The organism is Paenibacillus caseinilyticus (assembly GCF_027533645.1).
GTDB lineage: Bacteria > Bacillota > Bacilli > Paenibacillales > NBRC-103111 > Paenibacillus_G > Paenibacillus_G caseinilyticus.
This window is the reverse complement of the sequence record NZ_JAQAGY010000013.1, coordinates 135,388-159,031: the sequence shown is the minus strand read 5'-3', so window position 1 is coordinate 159,031 and position 23,644 is coordinate 135,388. Positions and strand designations below refer to the sequence as shown.

Sequence of the window (23,644 nt, the reverse complement as noted above, 5' to 3'; positions counted from 1 at the left end):
GGCGCGGAGGCCTGACCATCGCCTCCGTGCTTCCGCGGGAGCCTGAACCCCAGCTGCAACCGAAGTGCGGGCCGGGTTCGCGGCACGCCGGAAGCGGCTGGGGCCGTCAGTGCTCCTCCGTCAGTAGCTTCTCGAGCCTGCCGATCCAGGCTTGACGGAGAGTTTCTACGCACGGTGCTCCATCGGTCATTCCGCTGCTATCACAATTTGCCCGGCAGCGGGGGACGCCATATCTCTTCAGCGGCTTTCATCTACAGCCGCATTCCACTTCACCGCATTCCACTTCACCGTTTTAATCTACAACCGTTTTCACTTCAGCCGCTTTTCACTTCAATCACATCTCTCTTCAAATGCATCCCATTGTCTGCAAAGAAAAGCCGCCGATCCGCGGCTTTTCCCTTTTCTCCCCAGAACCGGGGAGGATGTACATTTATGTATTGACGGAAGTTGGAAACGGGTGTAGTCTTATTAATCATACAGGATTTGTTGGTATTAATGGTTGCTTCCACGATGTCATAGGGGAGGGGTTCTCATGCCGATAGGGAATCAGGATTGGCTGAAGGAGGAAGGAGCCGCGTTTCCGGGACGCACATACGCCGAGGTGGTGCTGGGTCCGGCTTTTCATCAAGCGAAAGCGGAGCTGCTGATCCCCATGATGGCGGTGAACAAAGCCCATCTGATCATGCTCCGGGAGCAGGGGCTGATCACGGATCCGGAGGCGGAGAACATCGCCGCCGCCTTGAAGAGTCTGGACCTGTCCGCCCTGCAGCAGAGCGGGTATACGGGACAATTCGAGGATTTGTTCTTCCAGGTGGAGCACGGGCTGCTCGAGCTCGCGGGAGATGCCGCAGGCAACCTGCATCTGGCGCGCAGCCGCAATGATATGGGCATCGCGATCTACCGGCTCGTCCTGCGGGAGAAGCTGCTGGAGGCGATCGGTTCCGCGCTCCTGCTGCATGAGCGGCTGATCGCCTTTGCCGGCGAGCATACGGAGACGGTGATGCTCGGCTATACGCACACGCAGCAGGCGCAGCCGACCACCATGGCACATTACATCGCCGCCGTCTCCGATTCGCTCGGCCGGGATATCCGCCGGCTGAAGGCCGCCTATGCGAACTGCAACCGCAGCTCCATGGGGGCCGCCGCCCTGACGACCTCGGGCTTCGCGATCTCCCGGGAACGGATGGCGGAGCTGCTCGCCTTCGATAGCCTCATCGACAACGCCTACGACGCGGTCAGCGGTGCCGACTATGTCGGGGAGATTGCGTCGGCGGTGCAGCTCGCAGCCATCAACCTGGGCCGCTTCGTGCAGGAGCTGCTCCTGTGGTCGACGCAGGAGTTCGCCGTTCTTCACGTGGCCCCGCCGTATGTGCAGATCTCCTCGATCATGCCGCAGAAGCGCAACCCCGTCTCCATCGAGCATATGCGCTCGCTCCTCTCGAGCTGCGCGGGGGACGCGCAGACCGTCCTGACGATGATCCACAATACGCCCTTCGGGGATATCGTGGATACGGAGGACGACCTGCAGCCCTACGCCTGGAAGAGCCTGAGGACGCTGGAGTCGGTCTACCGGCTGCTGGGCTGCGTCATCGGAACACTCGAGATCAACAAGGAAGGGCTCCGGGCCCGGGCCGAAGCCAGCTTCGCCACGGTGACCGAGCTGGCGGACACGCTCGTGCGCCGGGATGGGCTTTCCTTCCGGACGGCGCACACGATCGTGAGCCGGGCGGTGAAGGAGGCGGTGAGCGAAGGCCGGACAGCCGCCGAGCTGCCGCTCGACGCGTTGAACCGGGCCGCAAGGGAACTTATCGGCAGGGATCTGGCCTTGGATGAGGAGGGCCTGCGCCAGGCGCTCGACCCTGACTGGTTCGTCGAAGTCCGCCGGCTGCCCGGGGGCCCGAACCCTCAGGAAGTGCAGAGGGCCCTCCAGGGACAGCGCTTCCGGCAGACAAGCGATGAAGCGTGGCTGAAGGAGCGGCGCGAGGCCATCCACACCGCACAGCAGTACGTTGAATCCACGATTGCCCAGTGGGGCGTCCCCCACAATCAAGCTTGACCCCCTCATGAACCGGACCGCCGGAGATGAATTCCTCTTTCGTTTGCAAAGAGTGTTCATCTCCTTTTTTGTTATATCAGCAAGGTCAGCTCGCCAAATCCAAGACAGAAGGTGATCCCCGTGTTATTCGCTAATCCAGACTATAAGCCGTTCGACCTTCATGCGCATCTTCCCTACCCGGTACCCTTCATGTCCAGGCATCCCATCATCTCGGGAGCGAACGCGCTCCGCGGACAGCGAATGCGGCTGACATGGGATTTCCCCCCGCCGGTACCCCTGTCCCAGGACGCTGTAGAAGATCAACGCCCGATCATCGACCGCTGGGTGGAGGAGCTGGACCGCTACGGACTCGGCGGCATCAACTTCCTGACCGCGTGGAACAACGACGACCTGGCGAAGCAGATTGGCCGGTATCCCGGACGGTTCACCGGCTTCGCCCATCACGGGATCGAGGAGCCGGGGGCAGCGGAAGAGCTCAAGCGGGCGGTGGATGGGCTCGGCCTGCGGGGCTACAAGCTGTTCGGCCCCCTGGTGGAGCGGCCGTTCCACGATCCGTCCTTGACGCCCGTCTGGGAGTTCCTGGCGGAGAGACGGCTTCCGGTGCTCATCCACTTCGGGCTCCTCGGGCATACGGGAGGCATCGCCTCGCATCTCAACATCAACCCGCTGGCGATCTTCAATGTAGCGAGGGAGTATCCGGATATCCCGATCATCGTGCCGCATTTTGGCGCGGGGTATTTCCAGGAGCTGCTTCATCTCTGCTGGAGCTGCCCGAATGTGTACATCGACACGTCGGGATCCAACCAGTGGATGCGGTGGGTGCCCTATGAGCTGAACCTGGATATTCTGTTCCGCAAGTGCTATGAGCTCATCGGACCGGAGAGGCTGCTGTTCGGTACGGATTCCAGCGCGTTCCCGCGGGGCTTCGTCTACCGGTACCTGCAGGACCAGGTGCGCTCCTGCCGGGAGCTGCGGATGAGCGAAGAGGAGATCGAGAACATTTTTGGGAACAATGCCAGAAGGCTGTTGAACCTATCCACGACTACGACAGAAAAGAGGAGCACGCCATATGCACATGCACAAAGCGCATCCGTTTGAATCCGCGGAATCCGGCTCCACCCGCAAACCCGGCCGCACGGAAGTCGCTGTGGCACTGAGTCTCGCCCTGATGCTGTCCGGCTGCGGAGGTACGGACAGTACCGCACCCGCAGCGTCCGGCCAAACGAAGCCCGGGGAGGGTGCAGCCGCCGGGGAGGAGAAGATCACCCTCGAATACTGGCAGTACCAGTACCCGGCCAAGGTGGAGCTGATCACGAAGCTGATCGAGGATTTCCAGAAGCTGCATCCGAATATCACGGTGAAGCAGACCAATTTTCCGTATGACCAATACAACGAAAAGGTCGCCACGCTCGTTCCCGCCGGCAAGGGGCCCGATATTATCAATCTGTACTATGGCTGGCTGCCCAAGTATGTATCCTCGGGGTATCTGCAGCCACTGCCGGAGCCGGCGTTCTCGGAGGAGGCGGTCAAGAAGGAGTTCTTCCCGTTCGTCGAGACCGCGAAGTTTAACGGCAAATATTACGCGATCCCGACGGCCGTGCGTACGCTTGCCTTATTTTACAACAAGGACCTGTTCACGAAGGCGGGGCTTGACCCAACGAAACCGCCGGCTACCTGGACGGAGCTCGTGGAGACCGGCAAAAAGCTGACCGAGAAGGATGCGAAGGGGCAGTTCGTCATCGAGGGGATCGCGTGGCAGCCGGGCGCGCAGCTCCATCACTGGTACCGGGATGCGCTGGTATATCAGGCGGGCGGCAAGGACATTAGCGATGACCGGCGCCGCATCCTGTGGGCCGAATCGCCAGCGGGACTCGAGGCGTTCAAGTACCTCATCGACCTGTCCCTTGTACATAAGATCGGCACCAAAGACTTTTATACCGATGATATTACGGCCTTCAAAACGGGGCATGCCGCCATGAATATCGACGGAAGCTTCCAGCTGGGCGGACTCAAGAAGGATGCGCCGAACCTGAACTATGCGATCGCCCCGCTGCCTTCCTACAAGGAGAAGGCGACGCAGGTGTCGTTCTGGGCGAACGGGATAACGAAGAATGTGCAGGGCAAAAAGCTGGAAGCGGCGGCCGAGTTCCTGAAGTTCCTGACGAGCAGGGAAGTGCAGGAGCAGTGGGTGGAGAAGGTCGGCGAGCTGCCGGCCAAGAAGGAAGTGGCCCTGCAGGACAAATACACGAAGGACGAGAAGCTTAGTTCGTTCATCGGGCAGCTGGACTACGCGCATGCGCACTTCTTCGTGGACGAGAAGCTCGAGAAGGATTATTTTACCGAGGCGGTGGACCAGGTGGTGCTGAATTCGGTGCCGTATGAGAAGGCGTACGAAGAGCTTGTGAAGAAAACGCAGAAGCTGTATGACGATTACTGGGCGAAGCAGGACAAGAAATAAGGCGGAACCGGCGGAAAGAAAGGATGTGACTCCATGGAACTTGCCGACAAGCTGCAGGACGGGGGCAGGCAGGCCCGCCTCAGGAGAGGCCTGAGCGTAAAGGGGCAGCGGTACTTCTTCATCTACAGCTGCCTGCTGCTGCCTCTGCTGTTCTTTGCAAGCGTGCGGATCCTGCCGATCCTGTATTCGTTCCATGTTTCGTTCCGGGAGTGGGACCTGCTCTCGGAGGTTAGGCCCTTCATCGGGCTCGGCAACTACGCCGCTCTGCTGCAGGACGAGATTTTTCTGCAGTCGCTCCGCAATACGCTGATCTACGTGGCCGTAGGCGTACCGGGGCAGCTGCTCGCGGGGCTTATCGTGGCGCTGCTGCTGCACCGGATAAGCCGGCTCAAAGGCTTTTACCGCACGGTCTACTTTATCCCTTATGTAACGAGTGTCGTGGCGGCGGGCTGGGTGTTCCGCTGGATTCTGATGAAGAATGGCATCGCCAACGGCATTCTGCTCGATCTCGGTCTCGAGCCGCAGCTGTTCCTCGGCTCCCCTTCACAGGCGATCTACCTCGTGATAGCGGCGATGATCTGGCAGGGCGTCGGCTTCCAGATGCTGATCTTCCTCACGGGGCTCGAGAACATTCCGCGCCTGTATTACGATGCCGCTTCGATCGACGGGGCGGGCTCATGGCGCCGTTTCCTGCATATCACGCTGCCGCTCCTGAACCCGGTCATGGTCTTCTCCGTAGTCATCGGAAGCATCGGCTTCCTGCAGTCGTTCTCGGAGGTGCTGAACATGACGGGGGGCGGCCCGCTGAATTCAACGGTGTCGCTGGTGCTGCACATTTACAATCTGGCCTTCAAGCACTTCAAGATGGGCGAGGCGGCAGCGGCGACCGTCGTGCTCTTCGCGATGATCCTGGCGCTGTCTCTGCTGCAGCTCAAGGTGCTGAACAAGAGGGCCGATGACTAGAGGAGGGAAAAGGGTATGCGCAGTCTGACCGCACCTCCTGCCGCCGCAGTCCCCCGGAGAGCCGCCGCTTCACGCTCCCTTACCGGCGCGCTGAGCTATGTATTGCTGACGGCCGGCGTGCTCCTGATGGTGTTCCCGTTCCTGTGGATGCTGGCCACCTCGCTCAAACCGCCGGGCGAAGTATTCTCCCTCAGCTTGATTCCGGAGCAGGCTACCTTGGCCAATTACGCCGAGTTGTTTGCCCGGACCCCGTTCCCGAAGTGGATCTCGAACAGCTTCATTGTCGCGCTGACGACGACTGCCAGCGTCTGCTTCTTCGATACGATCGTCGGGTATGTGCTCGCCAAATTCACGTTCCACGGCAAGAAGATCATCTTCGTCGCGATCCTCTGCACCCTGATGGTGCCGACCGAGATGCTCATCATTCCCTGGTACCTGCTGTCCGTCAAGCTGGGCTGGGTCGATACGTTCGCCGGGCTGCTGTTCCCGGGCTTGATCTCGGCCTTCGGCATCTTCCTCATGAAGCAGTTCATGGAGTCGGTTCCCTCGGAGCTGCTCGATGCCGCCCGGATCGACGGGATGAGCGAGTGGGGCATCCTGTTCAAGATCGCCGTACCGCTGGTCCGCCCGGCGCTCGCCACCTTGTTCATTCTCACCTTTCTGGGGAGCTGGAACGCCTTCATCTGGCCGCTCATCATTACGCAGACCGAGGCGAATTTTACGATTCCCGTGGGGACGGCGTTCTTCTCCAGCGAGCTCAAGGACAGCAGCGGCTGGGTGATGATCATGACGGGGGCCGCCGTATCCGTGCTGCCGCTGATCCTCTTATTCTTGATTTTTCAGAAACAGATCATCCGCGGGATCTCGCTTACCGGCCTGAAGTGAACCGGCGGCGGTGCGCAGCGAAGACAGCCCGTTCCCTGCTGGGAACGGGTTTTTCGCTATATAAGAATGCATAGCTCGCCAGGGCTCGAACCTGTAATCTTATATATCTTATCAACGCGCATCGTCCTGCAAGGACGGCGAAGCCGGTTATCTTGTGGTGCAGGAGAAGGGATGCCGAGTAAATCGCGGGTGGAAATATTATCTTGATCTAGAATTGATTTCAATAGAAATTCCTCGTCCTTCGATTGATAAAATCAATTAGACAAGGGGGAAGGGCAGTGGTACATTCAGGTACATAAACATACTTAAACGGTAGGAATAATGTAGTTAATTCGCTGTCGACTTGAAGGGGGATATTGTACGTGCATTTCGTCAATCGCAGAAAAAGACTGCTGGGCAGCATGGCCGCCATGCTGATCCTGTTCACCGCCTGCTCCTCACCGGGGGCACCAACTGGCGGGGCGCAGGCTCCTGCCGCCCCGGCCGGGAATAATACGGCCTCACCTGCTCCAGCCAAAGAGAAAACAGTCTATGTGGGCATCGTGAATGCCCCTGTGACCGTGAACCAGATCAATGACGCCGGCGATTCGGCATCGGACAACGTGCTCGCGCTCCTCAACGATTCCCTGCTCGACTTGAACGAGAAGTTCGAATTCCAGCCGAAGCTGGCCGAGTCGGTAGACACGAAGGACAACCAGACCTTCACCGTCAAGCTCCATCCGGCAGCCAAGTGGAACGACGGCCAGCCGTTCACGACCGCCGATGTCGCGTTCACCCTGAAGACGGCACTGCATCCGAAGGTGGACACGAACTTTAAGCTGAACTTCATCGAAGGGCTGAACGCTGCCGGTAAGCTCGATGAAGGGAAGACGGAGATCAGCGGACTGAAGATCATCGACGACAAGACGTTCGAGGTCCGGACGAAGACCCCGGTCGATCCGCTGATTTTCAAAGAACGCTTCGGCAGCAAAGTATTCTTCCTGCCCCAGCATATCCTGAAGGATGTTGCCCCAGAACAGGTGGCGACCCATCCATACTTCCAGAAGCCCGAGGTGACCATCGGGGCCTTCCGGATTGCGAACTTCCAGAAGGGGCAGTATGCCGAAGTCGTGAAGAACACGCAGTATTACCGGGAGCCCGCGAAGCTGGATAAAATCTTCATTAAAGTCCTCCCGGCGGCGAACCTGGTCGCCCAGCTGCAGACCGGGGAGATCCATATGAACTCCGTCCCGGTCGGCCTTATTCCGATCACCGAGTATGAGAAGGTCAAAGGACTGCCTAATGTGGAACTGACGTCCGGCAACCCGTCCGTCCCGCCGGAGCTGTTCTTCAACACGCAGAAGATTCCGGATGTGAAGGTGCGCCAGGCCGTCGCCTACGCACTCAACCGTCAGCTGATCGTGGACCAGCTGCTGAAGGGTCAAGGGGAAGTGATCGACGGCGGCATCCCGAGCTACCATCCATACTATAACAAGGACATTACGAAGTATGCGTATGATCCCGAGAAGGCGAAGCAGCTGCTGAAGGAGGCGAACTGGGACGGGAGCAAGCCGCTGACCTTCCTGATTCCAGTGGGCAACAAGATCCGGGAGCAGGCCGCCGATATTCTGGTGCAGAATCTCGAGGCCGTCGGCATCAAGATTCAGGTGCAGAAGTTCGACTTTGCCACGCTGATTGCCAAGGTCGGCAAGGGCGAATTTGATCTGACGATCTTCACCCGCGACTTCTACATTGAGCCGAGTTCGTACTTCACGATGTTCAAGAGCGACAACGGCAACAATGACATGAAATACAATAATCCGAAGGTCGACGAGCTGATCAACCGGGGAGAGACCGAGTCGGATCCGGCCAAGCGGCATGCGATCTATAACGAGCTTCAGGCCATCCTTCACGAGGAGGTCCCATCGCTGGCGGTCTATTCGGAGAAGCGCCTGCTCGCCGTGTCCAAGAAAGTGGCGGAAGGCAGACCGCGCGATATCGGCATGTTCAATAATGTCAGCCAGTGGGATTTGCTGCCCTAAGCAGCTGCTGCAGACAGCGGATGAGGCTATAAGGCTGCGGAAACAAGGAGGACGCGATATGGGGAAAAAGCAGCTGGTCGAGTGGATGAACGAGCACCGATCGACTTACGAGGATCTGGCGCTGCGGATTTGGGAACGCCCCGAAACCGCTTATGAGGAGACCTTCGCCTCCGGGCTCCTGAGCTCGGCGCTCGAGCAGGCAGGATTCAAGCTGCGCACGAGTATCGGAGGAATCCCCACTGCCTTCGTGGCGGAATACGGCTCGGGCGGACCGGTCCTCGGGATTCTCGGGGAATATGACGCGCTGCCTGGCTTGTCGCAGAAGGTGGCGGCCGTGAGGGAGCCCGTGGTTCCGGACGGTCCGGGCCACGGCTGCGGCCACAATCTGCTCGGCACGGCGGGCGTGGAAGCCGCCATCGCCCTGAAGCAGCGTGCCGAAGCCGAGGGGCTCGCCGGCACGATCCGCTATTACGGCTGCCCGGCAGAGGAAGTGCTGTCCGGCAAGACCTTCATGGCGCGCGAAGGGGTCTTTGATGACCTGGATGCCGCTTTGACCTGGCATCCGGGCAGCCAGAATACGCCGTGGAATACGCCTACGTCGGCACTGACGTCGGTCGAGCTGCACTTTCACGGGAGGGCGGCCCACGCGGGAGGCGCGCCGCATCTGGGCCGCAGCGCGCTGGATGCCGTGGAGCTGACGAATATCGGCGCGAATTATTTGCGGGAGCATGTGCCGGACGGATCGCGCATTCATTACACGATCACGAACGGGGGCGTCGCTCCGAATATTGTGCCCGACGCCGCCAGCGTCTGGTACTATCTCCGCGGAGCCGACCGCGATGCGGCCGACGCGCTGCTCGGGCGGCTGCTCAAGATCGCTCAAGGCGCTGCCCTGATGACCGAGACGGAAGTCACTTGGGATATCAAGGGGGGCGCGTATCACCTGAATGTGAACCATACGCTCAATCGGCTTCTCGTCCGGCAGCAGCACGAAGCCGGTCCCCTTGTCTTCACGGAAGAGGATCACCGGCTGGCGGCATCCCTCGCCGGCTCGCTGGACCCAGCCCTCCAGGAGGCCGCTTCAAGCAAAGCGCGGAAGCTCGGACTGGCGGAGGGGGAGCTGCTGCCCGCTTCCTTCTCGGACGAGAGGCCGGGCGGCCGGACCGCCTCAGGCGGTTCCACCGATCTCGGGGATGTCTCCTGGATCGCCCCCTTAGGACAGATCATCACCACCTGCGCCCCCTTCTGCGTCCAGGTGCATACCTGGCAGGCTACGGCAGCCTTCGGCTCGCCGATCGGTCTCAAGGGCATGCACTACGCCGCCCAGCTGATCGCGCTGGCCGGATACGAGCTGCTCTCGGATGGCGGCGCGGTGCTGGCGGAAGCCCGGGCTGAATTCCAAGCCTCGACCGGGGGGCGGAATTACGTGCCTGCCATCCCGGAGCACGTCCGGGCGCCGGTACCTGTGTAAGCAGAGGAGGATAGACAGCATGGACAGTATTCTGGAGATTGACCGGCTGCAGACGGTCTTCGGTGCCGGCCTTGACACGGTCACGGCCGTAGAGGAGGTCACACTCGCTCTGCAACCGGGGGAGACCTTGTGCCTCGTAGGCGAATCCGGCAGCGGCAAGAGCGTAACGGCCTTGTCGGTCATGCGGCTTCTGGGCAGCGGAGGCCGCATCAGCGGAGGGGAGATCCGATTCGGCGGCAGGGATCTGGCAGGGCTGCCGGAAACAGAGATGCGCCGCATCCGGGGCAGGGAGATGGCTATGGTCTTCCAGGAGCCGATGAGCTCGCTGAATCCGGTGCTGACGATAGGCAGCCAACTTACAGAGATGATCCGCCTCCATACGGAGCGGTCCGGGAGGGAGGCCAAGGCTTACGCCGTCCGCATGCTGGAGAAGGTGGGCCTGCCCCGCGCCGCCGACGTGATAAAGGCCTATCCCTATATGCTGTCCGGCGGCATGCGGCAGCGCATTATGATTGCGATGGCACTCTCCTGCAGCCCCAAGCTGCTCATCGCCGACGAGCCGACGACGGCGCTCGATGTGACGGTCCAGGCCCAAATCCTGGAGCTGATGAAAGAGCTCCGGAACGAGACGGGCACGGCGATCCTGCTCATTACGCACGATCTGGGCGTCGTAGCGGAGATGGCGGACAAGGTCGCCATCATGTACGCGGGGCAGATCGTCGAGGAAGCGGATGTGTTCACCTTGTTCCGGCAGCCGCTGCACCCTTATACGAAGGGGCTGCTGGACTCCATCGTCCGGCTGGAGGACGACGGCGGCCGCCTCACCCCGGTACCCGGTACGGTTCCGCCGCTCCACCGCATGCCGCAGGGCTGCCGGTTCCATACGCGCTGCGCCTTCGCGGAGGAGCGCTGCCGGCGGGAGCCTCCCGAGCTGAAGCGGGCGGAGCCGGGCCACTCGGTCCGGTGCTGGCTGGCGGGGGAGCAGGCTGCGTCACCGCTGTCCTCCAGACTGCAGGCGGTGGGCTCATGAGCACCTCTGCATCTTTGCCGGCATCGGGTACGGGCAGCCGGACGGAGACGCCGCTGCTGGAGGTGGAGAAGCTGAAGACCTATTACCCGGTCCGCCAGGGCGTCTTCTCCCGGACTGTGGGCCACATCAAGGCCGTAGACGATGTCAGCCTGCAGATCAAGGCAGGGGAGACGCTCGGCCTTGTGGGCGAATCGGGCTGCGGCAAGTCGACGCTCGGCCGCTCCATCGTCCGGCTGGAGAATCCCTTGGCGGGAAGCATCCGGTTCGAGGGGGAAGATATCACGTTCCTCTCCCGAAGGGAGCTGATGCCGGTCCGCACCCGGCTGCAGATCATTTTCCAAGATCCGTATTCCTCGCTCAATCCCCGCAAGCAGATCGGCGATATGCTGGCCGAGCCGTTCCTTGCCCACAAGCTGGTTCCGCGAACTCAGGTACAGAGCCGTGTCGAACGGCTGCTGGACATGGTGGGTCTGCCCCGATCCCATATGAGCCGCTATCCCCATGAATTCTCCGGCGGACAGCGGCAGCGGATCGGTATTGCCCGGGCAATGGCCTTCGAGCCGAAGCTGATCGTATGCGATGAGCCCGTATCGGCGCTGGATGTATCGATTCAAGCGCAGATTCTGAACCTGCTCGGGGATCTCCAGAAGGAGCTCGGACTCACCTATCTGTTCATCGCGCACGGCATTGGGGCCGTCAAATACATCAGTACGCGGATTGCCGTGATGTATCTGGGGCGGATCGTGGAGACCGGGGACAAAGAGGCGCTCTTCCGGCATCCGAAGCATCCGTACACGCAGATTCTGCTGCAGGCCTACCCGCCGCCCGATCCGCTCCTGCGGACGAGGAAGCGGACCATCATCCGGGGGGACGTGCCGAATCCGGCGAACCCGCCCCAGGGCTGCCGCTTTCATACCCGCTGCCCCTTCGTGCAGGAGCGCTGCAGGCTGGAAGAACCCGTACTCACCGGTGATGCGGGGGGTCACGCCGCAGCGTGCCACTTTCCGCTCCAGTAAGCGAAAGGAGGGTCTCTTATTCTTCATTATATTGTCCGGCGTCTGCTCATCGCCGTACCCGTTCTCTTCGGCATCACGGTCATCAATTTCTTCCTGATCAACCTGGCCCCGGGCAACCCAGTTGATATGTTCATCGATCCGAACATGCCCGCCGAGCTGCTCGAAGCGAGGAAAGAGCGGCTGGGGCTGAACGACCCGGTCTACATCCAATATGCCAAGTGGCTCGGCAGCCTGCTGCACGGGGAACTCGGGTACTCGTTCAGCTCTTATGCGCCGGTCACGGGGCTCATCGGCGAACGTCTGGGTCCTACGCTTGCGCTGGCGGGAGCCTCGCTGCTGCTCGGCATCCTCATCGCCGTCCCCATAGGCATACTTAGCGCGGTAAGGCAGAATACGAAGTTCGACTATCTGATGACCGGCCTCTCGTTCATCGGCACATCGATCCCCCAGTTTTTTCTCGGGCTCAGTCTCATCTACATCTTCGCCGTGCAGCTGAGAGTGCTGCCGACCGGGGGCATGCGGACGCTAGGCGGGAGCGGAGGAGCGGGGGATCTCCTCCTTCACATGATCCTGCCCGTCTTCGTCCTCGGCATCGTCATCGCGGGGAAGAAAGTGCGGTATGTACGTGCGGCTATGCTCGATGTGCTGAAGCAGGATTACCTGCGTACGGCACGGGCCAAAGGGCTGCATCCGTTCCTCGTGACGAACAAGCATGCCCTGCGCAACGCGCTGATCCCCATGATTACGGTATTCGGGTCGGAGATCCCGTTGCTGCTGGGCGGAAGCATCCTCATCGAACAAATCTTCCAATGGCCCGGCATCGGCCAGCTCACGATCCAGTCGGTCCTCTCGAGAGACTACCCTACGCTGATGGGACTGAATCTCGTCGCGGCTTGCATTGTCCTAAGTACGAATCTGCTCACCGATGTGCTGTACTCGGCGGCGGATCCCCGCATTCGTTATCCGTAAGATGATCATGCACAGAACGGAGACTCTGCTGGAAAGGAGGTGAAACCATAGTGGCCCTGACCCAGGCCGACCCCGGAGAGGCGTATCTGCAGCCGGGTGCCGCAGCCGCCGGGGAAGCGGGAAGCGAACGACCCGTACGGGGCCTCGCTGCCCGGTTCTTCCGCCATAAGCCGGCTGCGGCAGGACTGATCTTCACTTTACTTCTGATCTTGACCGCCGTCTTCGCCCCGCTGATCGCCCCCCATGACCCCAAGGAAGTGACGGGCGTCTTCTCGGCTGCCCCCTCGGCGGGGCACTGGCTCGGCACCGACCAGGTCGGCCGGGACGTGTTCAGCCGGCTGATCCATGCGACCCGGGTCTCGCTCCTTGTCGGCTTCGTGACCGTCGCTCTCTATGTTACGGCCGGCACGCTGGTCGGACTCTTCTCCGCCTATTACGGCGGATGGCCGGATATGATGATGATGCGCCTGACGGATATGTTCATGGCGTTCCCGTTCCTCATGGTTACGCTGATCGTGGTCAGCGTGCTCGGCGCTACGATGACCACGATCATTCTGGTGCTGGCGCTGTTCTCCTGGCCGGGCATCGCCCGGCTGGTCCGGGGGAGCGTGCTGGCGGTGAAGGAGACGGACTATATCAAATCAGGCATCGCCCTGGGCTACAGCACGCCCCGGATCCTGTTCGGCCACATCCTGCCGAATGTGGCCGGCCCGATCATCGTGGGAGCCACGTTCGGCATGGCCTCGGCCATCCTGAGCGAAGCGGGACTGAGCTTCCTCGGCATGGGGGTTCAGCCGCCCACGCCGAGCTGGGGGAACATGCTGACCGATGCCCAATCGCTTACGGTGCTGACAGACCAGCCTTGGCTGTGGCTTCCTCCGGGAGCGATGATCCTGTGCACCGTGATGGCCATCAACTTCATCGGGGACGGCCTGCGCGATGCCTTGGATTCGCATGCTTAGCCTTAATGCCCGTTCATGAGGAGGAAAGGAGCATGCTTGCATGAAGCCGGTGATCGGCATTACCAGCACGATTGTCGTGCGCAACGAGTACAGCGAAGGCGCTTATGTCCATCAAGATTATCATCTGTCCGTCGAAGGGGCGGGAGGGCTGCCGGTCGTACTCCCGTTGACTTCGGCGGAGACCTTCCGCGAGCTGATCGACCTCTGCGATGGCCTGATCTTCTCCGGCGGGGAAGATGTCGATCCTTCCCTGTACGGACAAGAGCCGCATGCTGCGCTGGGGCCCCTCTTCCCGCAGCGGGACCGCACCGAGCTCGAAGCCGTGCGGTATGCTCTGCAGACGAATAAGCCCCTGCTGGCGATCTGCCGGGGCGTGCAGGTGCTGAACGTCGCCCTGGGCGGCACGCTCTATCAGGATCTGCCGAGCGAATACCCGGGTGCGGCAGCGCATATGCAGCACGGCGAGGCCAGAGGGAAGGCTACGCACTCCGTCTATATTGCCGAGAACAGCCTGCTTTGGAGCATCTTCCGGCATAACCAGGTACGGGTGAACAGCCTGCACCATCAGGCGATCCGGCAGGCCGCGCCTGGGCTCACCGTTACAGCCACGTCGCCCGATGGGGTGATCGAGGGCGTGGAGCTTGGGGAGCATCCTTTTGCCGTAGGGGTCCAGTGGCATCCGGAGTCGATGACAGCTTCCGACCCGTTCATGCGGAGGCTGTTCCGTGAACTGGTCAAGAAGAGCGGCGCCGCCATGCAGAAGCGGAGCGTTTCTTGAAAATACAGAAAATAATGGTTGTTATTCAAGATAATACCAAGTATACTCATTGGTGAAGTCAACATTAAACGCAAAGGTGGAATGATTCATGAGTCAGCTGCTGTGCCTCGTATGCAAGGATGAAATTGCCGTAGATCAAGGTGCCACGACAGGCGAGATCGTCGAATGCTCCTCCTGCGGACAAGAACACGAAGTTCATGCCGTCAACAGCATTATTACCGTAGAACTCGCGCCGGAAATCGAAGAAACCTGGGGAGAGTAGGAGGAGGAGAACATGAGCAGCGGCCAAGCGAACGTCCTGCTGTGCGTCACCAAGCTGAGGGAAGAAGAGAAACGGATTGCCGAATGGTTGACCCAAGACGGCTATCGCGTTCAGATCAATCTGGATTCCATGGCGCTTCCCTTGGGCGGTACTGACGGGGAGGAGCGGCCGGACGTCGCTTTGATCCGCTGCCTTTCGCAGAAGAATGCCCTCAGCCGTTCCACACTTCTCGAGCTTGCGGGAATCCCGACGCTGAACAGCGTCAAAGCTATCACGGTCTGCACGAACAAGATTCACCAGGCGGTCGTATTCCAAGGCCAAGGCATCCCGCAGCCCCGCTTTCGGATCGCCTTCACGGCAGCCGAACTGAGCGAGGCGTTCGAGACCTTCGGGCAAGTCTTCGTGATCAAGCCGGCCAGCTCGTCTTGGGGAAGAGGGATTGCCCGCATCGTCGGGAGGGAAGGGCTGGACGGTTGGATTGCGGCGAGGGAGTCGCTCGATCCGAGTCATCAATCGCTCCCGGTACTTGTGCAGGAATTTGTGGACAAGGGGGATTATGACATTCGAGTCGTCGTCGTGGGGAAGGAGCCGGTCGCGGCTTTCCGCCGGGTCTCCCCGGACAATTGGAAGACGAACACCCATCTCGGTGCGGAGGTGGAACCGCTGGAGGTGGACGGCGAGATCCGCTCGATCTGCTCCCGCCTGACGGGTGTGCTCGGAGAGGGCATCTACGGGGTGGACTTATTCTACGATTATAAGAATCACCGGTATCTCGTCTGCGAAGTGAACCAGAATCCGGAATTCGCGAAGTCCTGGAAAATTCACGGCGTCGACGTCGCTTACCATATTGCGCAGTATGTCGGCCGCCAGATCGCATCGGAGAGCAGGCTGCAGCTTACCGCAAATTCCAAGTAAACGGGGATGAACTATGAAGAACGTGCAGATCAGCAAAGAGCATTTTTTCTCCTTATCCTTCGTGCTCTCGCGGGTTCTTACTTCGGGCGTCATCATGAGCATCGAGAAGAACGAGAGCGAGCTGAAGGGGCTGGAGAAGAGCATCGGCAAGCTCACGAATAAAAAGCATGTCGCTCTATTCAACAGCTATACCGGGGCCGTTCACGCGGCCCTCTGGGGACAGGATATCGTCCATGGTTCGGCGACGAGGATCGATCAGGCCGGCGAGCAGGAGCGGAAGTTTCTCCGGTGGCTCGGCGTGGAGCTCACGGAGGACGCCTCGGTGCCGGCGGGCTTCGAACGTCTGCCGGTGAGCTGGGATAATCTGAACGACCTGGAGTCCAGCGTGGCGGCATTGAGCGGCGAAGCGGCCGTCCTCGTCCTCGACTTCACGCCGCTCGGCTTCGGTCCGGCGGCCGCCATTGCGGCGAGCGACCCCCTCATCTGGAAAAAGGCCGAACGGCTCAAGATCTTCGGCGCGTTCGATCTGCAGACGATGTGGACGCAGGAAGAGAGCGAGCCGGACCTGCAGCCGGCCGTCCAGTTCAACTACCGGCTGAGTCCGCTCGTGGCCGCCTGCGTCAAACTATCCCTTCTGAGGAGGAACCGCGAGAATGAAGACTGATTTTATCCGCAAACCGCTCGATCTTCCTACAGAGGACTGGATCCGCGAAGCGCTGGCCTATCAGGGCGGGCCGCCGATCATCCCGGAAGACGTCCGCAAGACTACGTTCCCTACGATCACCAAAGAAGATATTACGCAGATGCTCGTCTCGATCCAGCAGGACGGGGACAGCGTCGTGGAAGAATTCGCCGAAGCGTACCGGAAGTATGTCGGAGCGAACCACGCGATCGCGACGGCGAGCGGCACGTCCAGCCTGCATCTGGCCTTGGTCGGGGTGGGAGTACAGCCGGGGGATGAAGTCATCCTGCCCGCCTTCACCTTCATCGCCACGGCCCAGGCCGTCGTAGCTGCCAAAGCGATCCCCGTATTCGTCGATATCGATCCGCGGACATACTGCCTCGATCCCGAGAAGGCGGAGCGGGCGATTACGAAGAAGACGAAGGCGATCATGCCCGTCCATGTCCACGGCCTGCCGGCGGATCTGGCGAGCCTGCGGAGTCTGGCCGACAAGTATTCGCTCCGTCTGGTCGAGGACGCTTCGCATGCGCACTCGGCCTCGATCGACGGCCGGCTTGCCGGTTCCATCGGCGACGGTGCCGGGCAGAGCCTCATGGCGGACAAGAACTTCCCCGTAGGCGGGGAGGGAGGCATCGCCTTCTTCCGGGAGAAGGAGGACTACGAGCGGGCGCAGGCGTTCCTCGAAGAGGCCGGCATTGACTACCGGATGTCCTGGATCGCGGCGGCGTTCGGCATCTCCCAGCTCGACCGGCTGCCTTACTATGACGCTATCCGTGCCCGCAATGCCGATTATCTCACGAAGGCGCTGCAGCAGACGAAGCTGTTCCGCGGACCGTATGTGCCGGACGGGTACAAGCACAGCTACAACATGTACCGGGTCAAGATCTCCCCGGAAGCGCTGGGGCTGGACGATCTCGAAGATTATCTCGTCAAGAATGCGATCCAGGAGCTCATCCTGAACGAAGGCGTCCCTGCGAGGGAGTGGCAGAACGTGCCGATCCCGGGCCATCTGCCCTTCAAGAACCGCAGAGGCTTCGGCGGGGGCTATCCGTTCACGTTGTCGGAGCGCGAGGATTTCGGCTACGAGCTGCACCACTTTCCCGAGACGCTGAAGATGCTGCGCTCCACCCTGACGATCTGCCGGGAGCTGCGCTCCCCCGTAGAATACGAACGCATCCAGGCTTATGCGCTCGCTTTCCGCAAGATCGATGCGAATCCGCAGATTATCCGCGAGCTTGCGGAGAAGAACAAGGAAACGAAAGTCTTATACGAAAGGGACGCCAGACTGGGATGAGTGCTACGGAATCGAATGTCAAAAGAGCGGCCATCCTCGGCGGCAGCGGCTTCACGGGGGCCGAATTGTACCGGCTGCTGGGGCAGCATCCGCACATTAGCGTGGATTATATTTCCTCGGAGTCCAAAGCCGGATTACCGGTGGACCGGTATTTTGTATCCTCGTTACATAAGAAAAACCCGAGTTCCTTGAAATTCCGCAAGCTGGAGGAGCTGGATGGCCCCTATGACCTCATTTTCTCCTGCCTGCCCACGGGGAGCCTCCCCCGGCATATCGAACGGGTGGCGGAGCAGACGGACAAGATTTTCAATGTCAGCGGAGATTACCGGATCGCGGACCCGGCTCTGCTGCAGAAGCATTACCCCGAGTCGCTGAAGCATGAAGTTCCCGGGGGCAGCCATTACTATATTCCGGAGTTCAGCGAGATCAACCGGGATGCCAAGCTCATTAACCTGCCCGGCTGCATGGCAGTCGCGAGCCTCTACTCCCTCTATCCGCTGGCCGCCCACGATCTGATCGAGCCCCGGGTGGTCACGGATGCCAAGACCGGCTCCAGCGGAGCCGGCAAGGCCAGCTCGGAGACCCATGCCGAGCGCGCGCACAACTTCCGGCCCCATAAGGTCCACGGGCACCGGCACAAGCCGGAGATCGAGTATGCGCTGCAAGGGCATCTCGGCCGGGAGATCGATCTGCAGTTCTCGACCTTCAGCCTGGATCTGCCACGTGGCATCCTCGTCACCTCCTATACGCAGCTGAAGGAAGGGGTGAGCGAGGTCGACGTCCGGAAGGCGTTCTACAGCACGTATGCTTCCAAGCCGTTCATTCACTACTTCAATTCGAAGAACGGGCCGCACGGGCCGATGATCAAGACGGTGACCGGCACCAATGTGGCGGAAGTCGGAGCCTATGTCGAAGGCAGGAACTGCGTATCCATCGCAAGCATCGACAACCTCATCAAAGGAGCGGTGGGACAGGCCATCCAGGCGGCCAATCTCTACTTCGGCTTCCCTGAGGAAGCCGGGCTCCGGTATGCGGCGGAAGGAGCGTGGCCGTAATGGACAACCTGTATGTGGTCAAGCTCGGGAGCAGCACCATCCTGAACCGGCCCGAGATCTTCGGCGAGATCCACGGCATCGTGCAGCGGGGCAGCCGGGTGCTGCTCGTCGCCGGCGGTGCGGAAGGGATCAAGCGCAAGTACGAGAGCCTCGGCCGGGAGATGCCCTTCCTGACCCTGCCGGGCGGCGATGAAGTCCGCTACTGCTCGCCGGAGGAGATGCCGGTCATCCGCGCCGCTTATCATGAGATCATCATCGCGGAGGCGGCCGCTGCCCTGCGGTCCTATGGACTGAGCGTCTTCGCCCAGAACGCCGGGGACAACCAGGTGGTGACCGGCACCAAGGCGAAGCCGCTCAAGGTGGTGAAGGACGGCAAGACGCTGATCGTCCGGGATTCCCTGTTCGGCAGCTACGCGGGAAGCCATACCGGCTTCTTGAAGTCGGCGCTCGCCGCCTACGATGTCGTCGTCTTGACGCCGCCGATCTATGATCCGGCGCTTGGCGGCTATATCAATATCGATGCCGATGTGCTCGCCGCCCATCTCGCCGTGGATCTGGGGGCGCAGCATCTGCGCTTCGTGACCGGTACGCCTGGGATTCTGCAGAATATCGAGGACGCGGATTCGACGATCCGTCATGTGTACCAGGGCGACGAGCTTCCTTGGGTCCAAGGGAGGATGAAGCAGAAGGTGCGTGCCGCCTCCATTGCCCTGGAGCAGGGCACGGGCGACGTCAGCATCACCGGTCCCCATACGCTCGAAGGCAAGGGCCGGACCTGGTTCTGGAATTTTCCGCGTACCGCGGAGCGTTCCCGATTGGACCTGCTCGCCAAGGTCACCCGGATCGCTTCTGTGTCCGGGGATGAACGCGAGCTGGCCTCTTTCCTGCTGGAGGAGGTCCGCTATCCCGGCGTGTCGGGTTCCATCGACGAGGCGGGCAATATCGTCTTCCGCAAGGGGAACGGTCCCCGCCGTCTCCTGCTGCTCGGCCATATCGATACCGTCCCTTACCAATGGCAGGTGAAGAACGATGAGGAGGGCCTGACGGGCAGGGGCGTCGTGGACGCCAAAGGGAGCTTCGTCAACTTCGTCCATATGCTGGAAGAAGCCGAGGTTCCGGAGCATGGAACCCTGCTGGTCATCGGCGCGGTGGAGGAGGAAGTGTCTTCTTCCAAGGGCGCCCATTATGTCAGGGACCACTACGGCGCGGACGCCGTCATCATCGGCGAGCCCAGCGGGGAGAACAGCTTGACGCTCGGCTACTACGGCCTCTTCAAGCTGCAGATCACCATATCCCGGCTCCAGGAGCATACGGCGGCCAAGGACAGCATCAGCGTGATCGACGAGCTCTACGGGGTAGTGGACACGATCCGCCGCCGGGTAAGAGAGAGCGACCCCGATTCCTTGTCATCGCTGATTGACGTTAAACATACGAATGAGAGAGGATTACTCACCATTGACGGCACGCTGAACTTCCGGATCTCGCCGGCTGCCGGCAGGGAGTACAGCGGGAGCGTCTCACTGGATGACTTGGGGGAAGATGTCCGCGTGGAGGTGCTGCGGGCCACGCCGGGCTATGCGAATCCCCGCAATGACGCTTTAGTGAAGAGCTTCGTCCGCAGCTTCGCGAAGGAAGGCAAGTCGATTCACTATATCAAAAAACGCGGCACGAGCGACATGAACACCCTGGCGACTACGTGGGAGGGTATCCCTATGGTGGCCTATGGACCGGGCGATTCGAGTCTCGACCATACGAACCGGGAGTACCTGCACCATGCCGAGGCGCTGTCCGCCCGTGCGATCTTGAGGGAAGCCGTGAACGAGTGGTTCCGGCTCGGAGGAGGAGAGTAGATGGATACGCTGACACCGCCTGCCGTACGGTCGGAGGATGTGATCGGCCGACTGCCGGAGCTGGCGCTTGAAGCCCGCAGGCTGATCGTCGATATGGCGGCGGCGCCGACGGGCTGCCATATCGGCGGGAGCCTCTCGGTCATCGACCTGCTGCTCGCCTCCTTGGCCAAGTACGGGGCTGACGAGAAGAACGTCATCGTGCTCAGCAAGGGGCACTCGGCGGCGGCGCTGTATGCCGCCCTCCATGTATACGGCGTGATTGAGGCGAACCCCGCCGAGACGTACGGCCGCGAAGGTTCCTTGTTCACGGGCCATCCGAACCACAAGCTGCCCGGCATCCCGTTCGCCACGGGGAGCCTCGGGCACGGCATTCCTTATGCGGCCGGGTGGGCCCTCGCGCAGCGGATGAAAGGCAGCGGCGGGCTCGGCATTGCCCTCGGCGGGGACGGCGAGCTGCAAGAAGGGCTCGTGTGGGAGACCGCACAGATCGTCCAGGCGAAGGGCATCTCGAACTTCATCTATATCGTCGACTGCAACGGCGGCCAGAACGACGGCCTGCTCAGCGATATTTCCCCGGTTCCCCGGCTCCGGGAGCGCTTCGAGGCGTTCGGGTTCCGGGTGCGGGAGATCGACGGGCACGACTTCTCCGAGATCCTCGAAGCGGTGGAGCCGGACCCCGAGCTGCCGCTCGCCGTGCTCGCGCGCACCGTCAAGGGCAAAGGCGTCCGGGCCATCGAGGGCAATCCCGACGCCCACTACGCCAAGATTCCGGAGAAAACCGCGGAGAAATGGAAAAGGAGCCTGTCATGAGTCTATCGAGCAGGGAAGCCTATAAAGCGGAGCTGACGGAGCTCGCCCGCACCAACGACAAGATTATCTGCATCGAAGCGGATCTGGGAGGCAAGAACCATACGTTCCAGGGGAGCCACCCGGACCGGTTCCTGAATATCGGCATCGCGGAGGCGGCCGGCATCGACATGGCGGCAGGGCTCGCCGAGGCGGGATACGTACCCTTCTTCTCGACCTTCGCGTCATTCGCTGCGCTGCGGGCGGCCGAGAGCATTAAGCTGGCCATGGGCTATATGGGCAAGAATATCAAAATTGCCGCCGCTTACGGCGGCGTCTCCGGCGGCTGGTTCGGCACCACGCACCACTGCCTGGAGGATATCGCGATTCTGCAGTCGTTCCAGCACATCCGGATCGCCTGCCCCCACGGGGAGGAAGAGACGCGGCTCGTCATCCGGGAGGCGGCAGCCTCGCCCGAGCCTTACTATATCCGGCTCGCCCGCAACGACGCCTTCCGGAGCCTCGAACGTCCGCCCGGAGGCAGTGCCCGGGACATCTTGTATCAAGGGAAGGACCGGGCAGGGGCCAGGCTCTGCCTGATCTCCGTAGGCGAGCAGGCGACCGAGCTCTGTACGAAGCTGGCCGAAGAAGACCCGGGTGTCATCCACGCGCACCTGGTCTATGTAGACAGCCAGTCGTTGAAGGGCTATGCGGAAGAACTCCGCGGGGTGGCGGACACCTTCCTCGTGGCTGAGGAGCACCGGGGCACGGGGGGCACGGCATCTTATCTCTCGCTGCTGCTTCCGGACTGCCGGGTATACTCCCACGACTGCGGCGAAGAATGGCCGATCTACGGAGGCACGCATGCGGAAGTGCTGCAGCATCTGGGCTTCGGGCACAGCGAACTGAAGCGGCAGGCTGCTGCGATTGGAGGCCGTCATGGTATTTAGCGTACTGAGGTCACGGCAGTTCCGCCATTATTTCTTCTCCGATATCATCAGCGGCTTCGGCGTCGGCATGAGCACGATCGGGGCCAACTGGTACCTCATGGACCGCACCGGGTCGCTCGGCGCCATCGGCTTCATGCTGACGCTCAACGTCCTGGCCGGCTTCGCGATCTCGCCGCTGGTCGGCACGCTGACGGACCGGTTCAACCGCAAGAGCATTATCCAGGGAGCCAACTGGATCCGGGCGGCGCTGATTCTGGCGCTCGCGCTGGCGTTCCTGTTGACCGGCTTTCATACCGTGTATCTGTATCTCTTCACGATCATCAACGGCATCGGCTGGACCGTCTATATGTCGGCCTCCCGCAGTCTCGTGCAGGAGCTGCTGACCGAGAAGGAGCTCATCAACGGCAACTCCCTGATCGAGATCTCGCTGCAGGTCGGCATGTTCCTGGCGGGGGCGGCGTCGGGCATTCTATACAAATTCTTCGGGTTCGAGGTGATCCTCCTGCTCAATGCCGCCGCCTTCGTCATCTCCGCGCTCTTCCTCTCCCGGGTCCGGTATACGCCGATTGCCGTGGAGAACAAGGGAGAGTCGTTCTTCGCGAACTTCAAGGAAGGGCTGCGCTACCTGAAGGATCGGCCTCCCGTCTTCCTGCTCGGCGTCGTGTCGATCATTCCCGTGGTGGCCGTCATGATCTTCAACGTCGTGCTGCCCGGCTATGTGAACGGGCCGGTGCAGGGCGATTCCGTCGTGTTCGGCCTCTCGGATATGTTCTACGGCATCGGCGGCCTGCTCTCCGGCTTCGCCGCAGCTCCGCTGGCCCGGAAGCTCTCGAACCAGGGGGCGATCACGCTGTTCTTCCTGCTGTCCGCCGGCATTCTGTTCGCGTGGGCGTTCAGCGCTTCCGTCGTGCTGCTCTATCTCGGCAGCGTGCTGCTCGGCCTCAGCAATTCGTCGCTGCGCATTATCATGAACACCCGGCTGATGGAGACCGTGTCGAAGTCGTTCATGGGCCGGGCGATGTCCGTCTGGATTGCGATCTCGCTGCTGCTGCAGTGCTTGTCCGCTACCGGGCTCGGCATTGTATTGGACCGGGTCGCTCCCGGAGTGGGCTTCGCGGGCATCGGGGCCCTGATGCTGGCCGGCCTGCTGCTATACTTTGTGCTTGTCTATGCCTTGAAGCCGGCGGAAGGGGCTAAGGCCACGCTGGAGCAATAAGCAGACTATACCCTATAGGAGGATA

Annotated in this window: 22 protein-coding genes; 21 read left to right on the top strand and 1 reads right to left on the bottom strand. The window is 61.2% G+C overall.

The features are described 5' to 3' along the window. Positions 1-314: 314 nt before the first annotated feature. Positions 315-509: a hypothetical protein gene (locus tag O9H32_RS19600; RefSeq protein ID WP_269867816.1), complete on the bottom strand. Its 195-nt coding sequence runs from the start codon at positions 507-509 to the stop codon at positions 315-317. A 23-nt stretch (positions 510-532) separates the two neighbouring features. Between O9H32_RS19600 and argH the strand changes: the two genes are divergently transcribed. From argH to O9H32_RS19495, 21 genes are all read left to right on the top strand, one after another. Next, on the top strand, positions 533-2,056 hold the full coding sequence (gene argH / locus O9H32_RS19595; RefSeq protein WP_269867815.1) for an argininosuccinate lyase: 1,524 nt from the start codon (positions 533-535) through the stop codon (positions 2,054-2,056). A 120-nt stretch (positions 2,057-2,176) separates the two neighbouring features. Beyond that, positions 2,177-3,154, top strand: a complete 978-nt coding sequence (locus O9H32_RS19590; protein ID WP_269867814.1) for an amidohydrolase family protein — start codon at positions 2,177-2,179, stop codon at positions 3,152-3,154. Continuing rightward, positions 3,126-4,514 (top strand): extracellular solute-binding protein, encoded by a 1,389-nt coding sequence (locus tag O9H32_RS19585; protein ID WP_269867813.1) that lies wholly within the window; start codon positions 3,126-3,128, stop codon positions 4,512-4,514. Before O9H32_RS19590 ends, O9H32_RS19585 begins: the two co-directional genes overlap by 29 nt. Positions 4,515-4,547: 33 nt before the next feature. After that, complete coding sequence (locus O9H32_RS19580; protein ID WP_269867812.1) at positions 4,548-5,477, top strand: carbohydrate ABC transporter permease; 930 nt, start codon at positions 4,548-4,550, stop codon at positions 5,475-5,477. A 15-nt stretch (positions 5,478-5,492) separates the two neighbouring features. Next, a complete protein-coding gene (locus tag O9H32_RS19575) occupies positions 5,493-6,362 on the top strand; it encodes a carbohydrate ABC transporter permease (RefSeq protein ID WP_269867811.1) in 870 nt (289 codons plus the stop codon). Positions 6,363-6,724: 362 nt separating this feature from the next. Beyond that, the gene (locus tag O9H32_RS19570) at positions 6,725-8,383 is read left to right on the top strand and encodes an ABC transporter substrate-binding protein (protein WP_269867810.1); all 1,659 of its coding nucleotides are present in this window, start codon (positions 6,725-6,727) and stop codon (positions 8,381-8,383) included. Positions 8,384-8,441: 58 nt separating this feature from the next. Beyond that, positions 8,442-9,854, top strand: coding sequence for an amidohydrolase (locus O9H32_RS19565; protein WP_269867809.1), 1,413 nt, complete (start codon positions 8,442-8,444; stop codon positions 9,852-9,854). A 19-nt stretch (positions 9,855-9,873) separates the two neighbouring features. Further along, a complete protein-coding gene (locus O9H32_RS19560; RefSeq protein WP_269867808.1) occupies positions 9,874-10,884 on the top strand; it encodes an ABC transporter ATP-binding protein in 1,011 nt (336 codons plus the stop codon). Next, a complete protein-coding gene (locus O9H32_RS19555; RefSeq protein WP_269867807.1) occupies positions 10,881-11,900 on the top strand; it encodes an ABC transporter ATP-binding protein in 1,020 nt (339 codons plus the stop codon). The genes O9H32_RS19560 and O9H32_RS19555 overlap by 4 nt, the downstream gene beginning before the upstream one ends. 18 nt (positions 11,901-11,918) lie before the next feature. After that, positions 11,919-12,869, top strand: a complete 951-nt coding sequence (locus O9H32_RS19550) for an ABC transporter permease (protein WP_269867850.1) — start codon at positions 11,919-11,921, stop codon at positions 12,867-12,869. A 50-nt stretch (positions 12,870-12,919) separates the two neighbouring features. Continuing rightward, positions 12,920-13,831 carry an oligopeptide ABC transporter permease gene (gene opp4C / locus O9H32_RS19545; RefSeq protein WP_269867806.1) on the top strand — a complete coding sequence of 304 codons (912 nt, stop codon included), beginning with the start codon at positions 12,920-12,922 and terminating at the stop codon, positions 13,829-13,831. A 40-nt stretch (positions 13,832-13,871) separates the two neighbouring features. Then, positions 13,872-14,609: a gamma-glutamyl-gamma-aminobutyrate hydrolase family protein gene (locus tag O9H32_RS19540; protein ID WP_269867805.1), complete on the top strand. Its 738-nt coding sequence runs from the start codon at positions 13,872-13,874 to the stop codon at positions 14,607-14,609. Between the two features lie 88 nt (positions 14,610-14,697). Then, positions 14,698-14,871, top strand: a complete 174-nt coding sequence (locus O9H32_RS19535; RefSeq protein WP_269867804.1) for a lysine biosynthesis protein LysW — start codon at positions 14,698-14,700, stop codon at positions 14,869-14,871. 12 nt (positions 14,872-14,883) lie between these two features. Further along, complete coding sequence (locus O9H32_RS19530) at positions 14,884-15,786, top strand: ATP-grasp domain-containing protein (protein WP_269867803.1); 903 nt, start codon at positions 14,884-14,886, stop codon at positions 15,784-15,786. Positions 15,787-15,799: 13 nt separating this feature from the next. Continuing rightward, the gene (locus O9H32_RS19525; RefSeq protein WP_269867802.1) at positions 15,800-16,450 is read left to right on the top strand and encodes a degT/DnrJ/EryC1/StrS aminotransferase; all 651 of its coding nucleotides are present in this window, start codon (positions 15,800-15,802) and stop codon (positions 16,448-16,450) included. Then, a complete protein-coding gene (locus O9H32_RS19520; RefSeq protein WP_269867801.1) occupies positions 16,440-17,762 on the top strand; it encodes a DegT/DnrJ/EryC1/StrS aminotransferase family protein in 1,323 nt (440 codons plus the stop codon). The genes O9H32_RS19525 and O9H32_RS19520 overlap by 11 nt, the downstream gene beginning before the upstream one ends. Further along, complete coding sequence (argC, locus tag O9H32_RS19515; protein ID WP_269867800.1) at positions 17,759-18,817, top strand: N-acetyl-gamma-glutamyl-phosphate reductase; 1,059 nt, start codon at positions 17,759-17,761, stop codon at positions 18,815-18,817. The genes O9H32_RS19520 and argC overlap by 4 nt, the downstream gene beginning before the upstream one ends. Beyond that, entirely contained in the window at positions 18,817-20,667 is a 1,851-nt protein-coding gene (locus tag O9H32_RS19510) for a M20/M25/M40 family metallo-hydrolase (RefSeq protein WP_269867799.1), read from the top strand. Before argC ends, O9H32_RS19510 begins: the two co-directional genes overlap by 1 nt. Continuing rightward, positions 20,668-21,477, top strand: a complete 810-nt coding sequence (locus O9H32_RS19505) for a 1-deoxy-D-xylulose-5-phosphate synthase N-terminal domain-containing protein (RefSeq protein ID WP_269867798.1) — start codon at positions 20,668-20,670, stop codon at positions 21,475-21,477. Next, positions 21,474-22,403 (top strand): transketolase family protein, encoded by a 930-nt coding sequence (locus O9H32_RS19500; protein ID WP_269867797.1) that lies wholly within the window; start codon positions 21,474-21,476, stop codon positions 22,401-22,403. Before O9H32_RS19505 ends, O9H32_RS19500 begins: the two co-directional genes overlap by 4 nt. Further along, positions 22,393-23,619 (top strand): MFS transporter, encoded by a 1,227-nt coding sequence (locus O9H32_RS19495; protein ID WP_269867796.1) that lies wholly within the window; start codon positions 22,393-22,395, stop codon positions 23,617-23,619. The genes O9H32_RS19500 and O9H32_RS19495 overlap by 11 nt, the downstream gene beginning before the upstream one ends. The last annotated feature ends 25 nt before the right edge of the window (positions 23,620-23,644 follow it).